Genomic DNA, 2,001 nt, shown 5'->3' on the forward strand with positions numbered 1-2,001 from the left:
GCGAGCCGTTCCTCGTGCGGGTGCGTCACGGCCTCATCGTCTCATCACCGGATCGACTCACTGTCCCCCGGACCGTTCGGCCATGACCCGGGCCACCGTGTCGAGGGCCCGGCTCGCGGTGGACTTCACCGTGCCGCGGGTGATGCCCGCCGCCTCGGCGATCTCCGCCTCGGACAGCCCGCCGTAGTACCGCAGCACCAGGACCTCGCGCTGGCGGGGCGGCAGGGTGCCCAACGCGTCGACGACGGCCTGGTGCTCGGCCGACAGCATCGCCAGCGACTCGGCGGACCGGGCGTTGACCTGGTGGGGGGCCACGTACTCGCGCGCGGTCCGGCGGCGGCGCAGCACGGACCGGGACCCGTTGACGACGGCGGTGCGCAGGTAGCCGACGGCGGCCGCCTCGTCCCGCAGGCCCGCCCAGTGCCGGTGCAGCCCGGCGAAGGCCTCCTGCACGACGTCCTCGGCCGTCGCGGGCTCGTCCACCAGCAGGACGGCGAGCCGGACCAGCCGCATCCGGTGGTCGCGGTAGAGGTCGGCGAGGGTGAGCGGGCCACCCTCGGCCACCGGTGGCGCGGCCTGGACGGCCGGGTCCGGGCGCGAGTCGATCCGCCGCAGCCGGCTCAGCGTCCGGTCGACCGTCTGCTCGACCGGGCTCTCGTAGCCGCCCGTGTCCGCTCCTACCCCCACGCCCCCCACCTTAACGACGTGACTTATCGCCTTCCTGCGCGTCGCCGCTGGTGGGTGATACTGGCGGGCGACACCCGGCGGACCGACGAGGAGGAGCGCGCAATGCCGATCGCCACCCCCGAGCTCTACAACGAGATGCTCGACAAGGCCAAGAGCGGTGAGTTCGCCTACCCGGCCATCAACGTCACCAGCTCGGAGACCCTGCACGCCGCGCTGCGCGGCTTCGCGGAGGCGGGCAGCGACGGCATCGTGCAGGTCTCGACGGGCGGTGCCGAGTTCCTGTCCGGCACGCGGGTCAAGAACATGGTCACCGGGTCGGTGGCGCTGGCCGAGTTCGCCCACGCCGTCGCCGACGCCTACCCGATCAACGTGGCGTTGCACACGGACCACTGTCCGAAGGACAAGCTCGACGGGTTCGTCCGGCCCCTGATCGCCATCAGCCAGGAGCGCGTGGCCAAGGGCGGCAACCCGCTCTTCCAGTCGCACATGTGGGACGGTTCGGCGGTCGAGCTCGAGGAGAACCTCAAGATCGCGGCCGAGCTGCTCGACGAGGCGGCCAAGGCGAAGATCATCCTCGAGGTCGAGATCGGCGTGGTCGGCGGCGAGGAGGACGGCGTCGCGCACGACATCAACGAGAAGCTGTACACCGCGCCGGGCGACTACGAGCGCACCGTCGACGTGCTCGGTGCAGGCGACAAGGGCCGCTACCTGCTGGCCGCGACCTTCGGCAACGTGCACGGCGTCTACAAGCCGGGCAACGTGAAGCTCCGTCCGGAGATCCTGAAGCAGGGCCAGGAGGTCGCGCGCGAGAAGCTCGGCCTCAGCCACGGCGAGAAGCCCTTCGACCTGGTCTTCCACGGCGGTTCCGGCTCGCTGCTCTCCGAGATCCACGAGGCGCTGACCTACGGCGTGGTGAAGATGAACGTCGACACCGACACGCAGTACGCCTTCACCCGCCCGATCGCCGCGCACATGTTCGAGAACTACGACGGCGTGCTGAAGGTGGACGGCGAGGTCGGCAACAAGAAGGCCTACGACCCGCGCGTCTACCTGAAGAAGGCCGAGGTCGCGATGTCCGAGCGCGTGATCGAGGCGTGCGAGTCGCTGAAGTCCGCGGGCAAGTCGCTGGCCGGCTGACGCGGGCCGGGGGTCGACGGGGCAGGATGAGCCCATGAGTGTGCACGGCAACCTGCTGGGCCCCGAGCCCACCCGCCTGCCCGTCGACCCCGCCGCGGCCGCGCTGGCCGCGGGCGAGGACCCGGCGGACGTCGCCGTGATCGGCCAGGACCTGCCGATGCTGCAGTCCGGGCTGCT

The 2,001-nt window shown here is 71.3% G+C and carries 2 protein-coding genes; one reads left to right on the top strand and one right to left on the bottom strand.

Annotation, left to right across the window (positions count from 1 at the left end; all coding sequences use genetic code 11):
• Window positions 1–57 precede the first annotated feature (57 nt).
• The gene (locus H5J29_RS30580) at window positions 58–687 is read right to left on the bottom strand and encodes an RNA polymerase sigma factor (protein ID WP_312858482.1); all 630 of its coding nucleotides are present in this window, start codon (window positions 685–687) and stop codon (window positions 58–60) included.
• A 102-nt stretch (window positions 688–789) separates the two neighbouring features.
• Here H5J29_RS30580 and fbaA point away from each other — a divergent pair, with 102 nt between their 5' ends.
• Complete coding sequence (fbaA, locus tag H5J29_RS30585; protein ID WP_181784422.1) at window positions 790–1,824, top strand: class II fructose-bisphosphate aldolase; 1,035 nt, start codon at window positions 790–792, stop codon at window positions 1,822–1,824.
• Window positions 1,825–2,001 lie beyond the last annotated feature (177 nt).

The sequence above is a fragment of the Pseudonocardia pini genome (genome assembly GCF_013870575.1).
In the GTDB taxonomy this organism is placed as follows: Bacteria; Actinomycetota; Actinomycetes; order Mycobacteriales; family Pseudonocardiaceae; genus Pseudonocardia; species Pseudonocardia pini.